We start from the raw sequence: 6,186 nt of genomic DNA, 5'->3' as shown, positions 1-6,186 counted from the left end.
GGCGACGCCCAGGTCCGGGGAGCAGACTGGGACGATGACCGGTGCGTCGCCCGAGCCCGAGGCCCGACTGCTCGTCGTCGACGACGAGCCCAACATCCGCGAGCTGCTCGCGACCTCGCTGCGGTTCGCGGGCTTCGAGGTGCACGCCGCCGCCGACGGCGGTGCCGCGCTGCGCCTCGCCCGCGAGACCGAGCCCGACCTCGTCGTGCTCGACGTCATGCTCCCCGACATGGACGGCTTCACCGTGACGCGCCGGCTGCGGGAGAAGGGCCAGCACGTCCCCGTGCTGTTCCTCACCGCGCGCGACGACACCGCCGACAAGGTGCAGGGCCTGACCGTCGGCGGCGACGACTACGTGACCAAGCCGTTCAGCCTCGAGGAGGTCGTCGCGCGCATCCGGGCCATCCTGCGCCGCACGTCCGCGGGCGTCGACGTCGCGTCCAGCGTCCTGCGGTACGCCGACCTCGAGCTCGACGAGGACTCCCACGAGGTCGTCCGCGGCGGGCACCCCGTCGAGCTGTCCCCCACCGAGTTCAAGCTGCTGCGCTACCTCATGCTCAACCCCGGCCGGGTGCTGTCGAAGTCGCAGATCCTCGACCACGTGTGGCAGTACGACTGGGGCGGCGACGCGAACATCGTCGAGTCGTACATCTCCTACCTGCGGCGCAAGGTCGACCACCTCACGGACGCCGACGGGCACCGGCTGCCGCCGCTCATCCACACCAAGCGCGGCGTCGGGTACCTGCTGCGCGAGTCGTCGTGACGGCACCCGCACCGGCGCCCGGACCCGACCTCGCCGACCCGCCCACGCCCGAGCCCCCGCCGGCGCGTCCCCCGCGGCTCGCCGGGCTGCGGGCCCGGTGGGCGGCCGTCCCCCTCGTGCACCGGCTCGTCGGCATCATCACGGTGCTCGTCGGCCTCGGCCTCGTGCTCGCGGGCGTCGTCAGCGCGACGCTGCTCGGCGGCACGCTGGTGCGGCAGGTCGACGAGAAGCTCGAGTCCGAGGGGGCCGTGCTCGCGCAGCAGCAGGTCGAGTCGCTCAACTTCGGCGGCAGCATGGCGCCCAACGACTACTACGTCCGCGTCCAGGTGCTCGGCATCGAGGACGAGAACCTGCCGTCGCGGTCCGCGCGGCTGCGGTACGGCACGCCCGTCGTCCCCGACCTCACGGGCGCCCAGGCGAACGCGCAGCGCGGCGAGCCGTTCACCGTCCGCTCGACCAAGGACGACTCCCGCTGGCGCGTCGTCGCGTACCCGGTCGTGTCGTCCGAGGGGTCCACGGGGTCGGTCGTCGTGGCCCTGCCCCTCGCCGACGCGCAGCACACCGTGAAGTCGATGGTGCTCGTGCTCGTCGTCAGCGGCGCCGGGATCGTGCTGCTCGGCGCGATCGCCGGGGCCTGGGCCGTGCGCCGCTCGCTGCGGCCCCTGCGGCAGATCGAGGCGACCGCGGCCGCCATCGCCGCGGGCGACCTGTCCCAGCGCGTCCCGAGCGCGCCCGAGCGGACCGAGGTCGGCCGGCTGTCCGTCGCCCTCAACGGGATGCTCACCCAGATCGAGCAGGCGTTCGCCGCACGCACCGCCTCCGAGGCCCGGATGCGCCGGTTCGTCGCCGACGCCTCGCACGAGCTGCGCACCCCGCTGGCCGCGATCCGCGGCTACGGCGAGCTGTACCGGATGGGCGCGCTCACCGAGCGCGAGCAGGTCGACGACACCATGCGGCGCATCGAGGGCTCCGCGACGCGCATGGGCGGGCTCGTCGACGACCTCCTGGCGCTCGCGCGGCTCGACGAGAACCGCCCCCTGCGTCGCGAGCCCGTCGACCTCACGGTGCTCGCCGCCGACGCCGTGAGCGACCTGCACGCCCTCGACCCGACCCGCACCGCACGGCTCGTCCCCCTCGTCCCCGGGGCGCCGACCGGCCCGTGCGTCGTGCTCGGCGAGGAGGCCCGGCTGCGCCAGGTCGTCGCGAACCTCGTCGGCAACGTCGTCCAGCACACGCCGTCCGGCACCCCCGTCGAGCTCGCCGTCGGCGCGGGACCCGACGGGACGGGCGTCGTCGAGGTGCGCGACCACGGCCCCGGGATCGACCCCGAGCACGCCGCGCGGGTGTTCGAGCGGTTCTACCGCGTCGACGCGTCACGCGGCCGCGACTCGGGCGGCGCGGGGCTCGGCATGGCCATCGTCGCCGCGATCGTCACCGCGCACGGCGGCGTCGTGGGCCTGCGGGAGACCGACGGCGGCGGCACCACCGTCCGCGTGTCGCTGCCCGGCGCGTCGGGGCCGACGCCCGAACCGGGCTCCCCCGTCGACGCGGCAGGCTCTACGATGGCGCGTCCCGACCATCGGCGTGAGGCTTGATCCATGGGCGTCCACGACGCACCGCAGTGGTTGCTATCCGCGTTCCAGCGCAGTGTCCAGGGGGCAGGGGCGACGGCGACGACGGAGCAGATCCGTGACGTCGGCCAGTCGCTCGTCGACCGCTGGACCGAGCCCGGACGCGACTTCCACAACCTCAAGCACCTGGTCGACGTGCTGGTCCGCGTCGACGAGCTCGTCGAGGAGACGCACGAGCCCGACCTCGTGCGTCTCGCCGCCTGGTACCACGGCGCGATCTTCGACTCCGCCGAGCGCAAGGCCTACGCCAACCGCGGCGGCGAGGACGAGATCGCGAGCGCACGCCTGGCCGTCGACGAGCTGACGTCGCTCGGCGTGCCCGAGCGGTCCGCGCAGCGCGTGCACGACCTCGTCGTGGCGCTCGTGCGGCACTCGCCCGACCCGGCCGACTTCGACTGCGCCGTCCTGTGCGACGCCGACCTGGCCGTGCTCGCCGCCGAGCCGCAGCGCTACAAGGCGTACCTGCACGACGTGCGCGCCGAGTACGCCCACCTGCCCGTCGAGCACTACGTGCGGGCGCGCCTGAAGATCCTCGACAAGCTGCTCGGGCGGCCGTCGCTGTTCTCCAGCCCCCTCGGGGCGGCGTGGGAGGAGCCCGCGCGGCAGAACATCTCCGCCGAGAAGCAGCGGCTCGAGAAGGAGCTCGCGAAGCTCGACGCCGCCGCGCTCGCCGCGGCCGACGCGGACGCCGCAGCCCTGGAGGCCTCGGACGACGCGGCCGCGCAGGCCGCCGTGCGCGCGGCGACGCAGGGGTCCTAGCCCGCCGCGCACGCCGCCGAGCGGGTGCGGCGCGAGGCTCGTCGACCCAGGTCGGCTCCGGGCAGCGGCGCGCGCGCCCGCCCGTCGGGGCACGGGTGCCCTCCACGGCGGTGGTGAGGCCAGGGCCGGCACCAGGCCCCGTCGCCCTCCGGCCGTCGTCGAGCCGTCCACAGCCCCGCCCGACGGGCCTCGGCCCACGAGACGTCGCCCCGCACCCGATCCGCCGTCCGGCCGATGCCTAGCGTCGTCCCCACGGGGTGCCGCCACCAGGGCGCACCTGCGAGCGGGAGGTCCACATGAGCAGGTACGAGGTCGACAGCGCCCACGTCGCGCAGGCAGCAGCCGGGGTCCAGGCGCGGGCCGCGTCCATCCGCAGCGAGGTCGCCGCGATGCACCGCCAGCTCGCCGACCTGCAGGGCACGTGGCGCGGCTCGGCGGCGACGGCCTTCGCCGGGGTCCTCGCGAGCTGGTCGCAGACCGAGACGCGGCTCGAGCAGTCGCTCGACCAGATCAGCGCCGCGATGCACAGCGCGGCCCAGACCTACGCCGACGCGGAGGCCCAGGCGTCGCGGCTGTTCACCGCCTGACGCGGTCGGTGGGTCCAGCCGACCCGCGGGCCACGACGCCCGCGGGTCGGGCGGCGCCTACGCTCGGGAGGTGAGCGTGCTCGTCGACCCCCCGATGTGGCCCCGGCACGGCGTGCTCTGGGCGCACCTGGTGAGCGACACGTCGCTCGACGAGCTGCACACGTTCGCCGAGCGCGCGGGCATCCCCCGGCGCGGCTTCGACCTCGACCACTACGACGTGCCGGACAGCCGCGTGGTCGAGCTCGTGGCCCTCGGTGCGGTCCAGGTCAGCGCGGGCGAGCTCATCCGCCGCCTGCGCGCCTCCGGGCTCCGGGTGCCCGCCCGCGAGCGCGGTACGCACCACCACGGGTAGCCGTCGGCGGACCGCCCACCGTCCGGCGTACGCTCCCGACATGCCGCACCTGCGCCCGCTGGACCAGTCCTCGAAGCTCAAGAACGTCCTCTACGAGATCCGCGGCGCAGCGCTCGACGAGGTCGCACGGCTCGAGGCCGACGGGCACACCATCCTGCGGCTCAACACCGGCAACCCCGCCGCGTTCGGGTTCGAGGCCCCGCACCAGATCGTCCGCGACGTCATCGCGTCGATCCCGCTCGCGCACGGCTACACCGACTCGCGCGGCATCCTGTCCGCCCGCCGCGCGGTCGTCACCCGGTACGAGACGGAGCCCGGCTTCCCCGAGATCGACGTCGACGACGTCTTCCTCGGCAACGGCGTCTCCGAGCTCATCACCATGGTCATGCAGGCCCTGCTCGACGAGGGCGACGAGGTCCTCATCCCCTCCCCCGACTACCCGCTGTGGACGGCCATGACGTCGCTGTCCGACGGCGTCCCCGTGCACTACCGGTGCGACGAGTCGAACGGCTGGCAGCCGGACCTCGACCACCTGGAGTCGCTCGTCGGGCCGCGCACCAAGGCGATCGTCGTCATCAACCCGAACAACCCCACGGGCGCCGTGTACTCGCGCGAGGTGCTCGACGGCATCGCCGCGATCGCCCGCCGACACTCGCTGCTCGTGCTGTCCGACGAGATCTACGACCGGATCCTGTTCGACGGCGCCGTGCACACCCCCATGGCGACCGTCGCCCCCGACCTGCTGTGCCTCACGTTCAACGGCCTGTCGAAGACGTACCGCGTCGCCGGGTACCGCTCCGGGTGGCTCGTCGTGACCGGCCCGCGCGACCACGCGCAGGGCTTCCTCGAGGGCATCGAGCTGCTCGCCTCGACCCGCCTGTGCCCCAACGTGCCCGCGCAGCACGCCGTGCAGGCCGCACTCGGCGGCGTGCAGTCCATCGACGCGCTCATCGCCCCCGGCGGGCGGCTGCACGAGCAGCGTGACGTCGCGTGGCGCGGCCTGACGTCCATCCCCGGCGTCGACTGCGTGCGGCCCGACGGCGCCCTCTACCTGTTCCCGCGCCTCGACCCCGAGGTGCACGAGATCCACGACGACGCCCGGCTGGTGCACGACCTGCTGGTGAGCGAGCACATCCTGCTGGTGCAGGGCACGGGCTTCAACTGGCCGACGCCCGACCACTTCCGCATCGTCACGCTGCCCGAGGCCCGCGTGCTGGCCGACGCCGTCGAGCGGATCGGCAACTTCCTGTCGTCCTACCGCCAGTGACCCTGGTGTGGAAGGTGTGTCGCGGACGACGCGACGAACCTTCCACACCAGCACGAGCCCCAGCCGGGCGACGCGACGGCACGACGGCACGTCGACGCGCGGCCGACGGCTGCGCCGCCGTCGCCCCGGGCACGCCCGGGGTCAGGACGCCGCGAAGCGGGCGTGCACGCGCCCCTCGACGGTGATGTCCTCCGGCTTGAGGTCCAGCGCACCGCCCGCGCCCGCCCCCGCGCCCGCCCGCGCCATCTGCATCGCCGGGGCCGGCGTCGTCGGGGCGCTGCCGTCGCCGAGCATCCCCGGGTCGGCGACCGCGACCGGCCGCACGTCCGACAGCCCGAGGCTGTGCGCGTAGGACGTCGCCTTCGCGACGGCGTCGTGCACCGCCCGGTCCCGCGCGTCGGCGGTGAGCCGCTCCCGCGTCGCCTCGGTCAGCGCCCAGGTGATCCCGCCGACGCTCACGCCGTCGCGGGTCGCGACGTCCTCGACCCACAGGGCCAGCCGCACGAGGTCCTTGAACTTGACCTCGACCTCCACCGCGGCGTGGTGCACGAGCGGCAGCTGCTTGCCGTCCTGGTTCCACGGGCGCTGGCTCCACACGCGCACCCGGTCCGACGACCACCAGGTGACCGCGGGCGACGGCTCCTCCTGCAGGTGCTGCACGTCGCCGGCGATGCGCCCGTGCTCCGCGACCACGCGCCGCACGACGTCCTCGCGGTCGCGCCCCTCGAACCCGACCGTCAGGGTGACCGTGCCGCGCTCCGCGGGCCGGTGGTGGTCGAAGCGTCCCTCGACGGTGACGGTCGTCTCTCGCATGCGGCGATCCTAGG

Annotated in this window: 7 protein-coding genes; 6 read left to right on the top strand and 1 reads right to left on the bottom strand. The window is 74.5% G+C overall.

Going from position 1 to position 6,186, the window contains the following annotated elements:
- Positions 1–34 precede the first annotated feature (34 nt).
- From CBZ_RS11860 to CBZ_RS11835, 6 genes are all read left to right on the top strand, one after another.
- Positions 35–763, top strand: coding sequence for a response regulator transcription factor (locus CBZ_RS11860; RefSeq protein WP_130781751.1), 729 nt, complete (start codon positions 35–37; stop codon positions 761–763).
- Positions 760–2,358 (top strand): sensor histidine kinase, encoded by a 1,599-nt coding sequence (locus CBZ_RS11855; RefSeq protein WP_130781750.1) that lies wholly within the window; start codon positions 760–762, stop codon positions 2,356–2,358. Before CBZ_RS11860 ends, CBZ_RS11855 begins: the two co-directional genes overlap by 4 nt.
- A gap of 3 nt (positions 2,359–2,361) precedes the next feature.
- Entirely contained in the window at positions 2,362–3,153 is a 792-nt protein-coding gene (locus CBZ_RS11850) for an HD domain-containing protein (RefSeq protein ID WP_130781749.1), read from the top strand.
- A gap of 296 nt (positions 3,154–3,449) precedes the next feature.
- On the top strand, positions 3,450–3,740 hold the full coding sequence (locus CBZ_RS11845) for a WXG100 family type VII secretion target (protein ID WP_130781748.1): 291 nt from the start codon (positions 3,450–3,452) through the stop codon (positions 3,738–3,740).
- Between the two features lie 70 nt (positions 3,741–3,810).
- Positions 3,811–4,092, top strand: coding sequence for a DUF4031 domain-containing protein (locus CBZ_RS11840; RefSeq protein ID WP_130781747.1), 282 nt, complete (start codon positions 3,811–3,813; stop codon positions 4,090–4,092).
- A gap of 40 nt (positions 4,093–4,132) precedes the next feature.
- A complete protein-coding gene (locus CBZ_RS11835) occupies positions 4,133–5,359 on the top strand; it encodes a pyridoxal phosphate-dependent aminotransferase (RefSeq protein ID WP_130781746.1) in 1,227 nt (408 codons plus the stop codon).
- Between the two features lie 141 nt (positions 5,360–5,500).
- Here the strand turns inward: CBZ_RS11835 and CBZ_RS11830 are convergent, their stop codons facing one another.
- Positions 5,501–6,172 (bottom strand): SIMPL domain-containing protein, encoded by a 672-nt coding sequence (locus CBZ_RS11830; protein WP_130781745.1) that lies wholly within the window; start codon positions 6,170–6,172, stop codon positions 5,501–5,503.
- Positions 6,173–6,186 lie beyond the last annotated feature (14 nt).

The organism is Cellulomonas biazotea (assembly GCF_004306155.1).
In the GTDB taxonomy this organism is placed as follows: domain Bacteria; phylum Actinomycetota; class Actinomycetes; order Actinomycetales; family Cellulomonadaceae; genus Cellulomonas; species Cellulomonas biazotea.
Note: the sequence above shows the minus strand (reverse complement) of the source record. Positions and strands in the feature narration are given on the sequence as shown.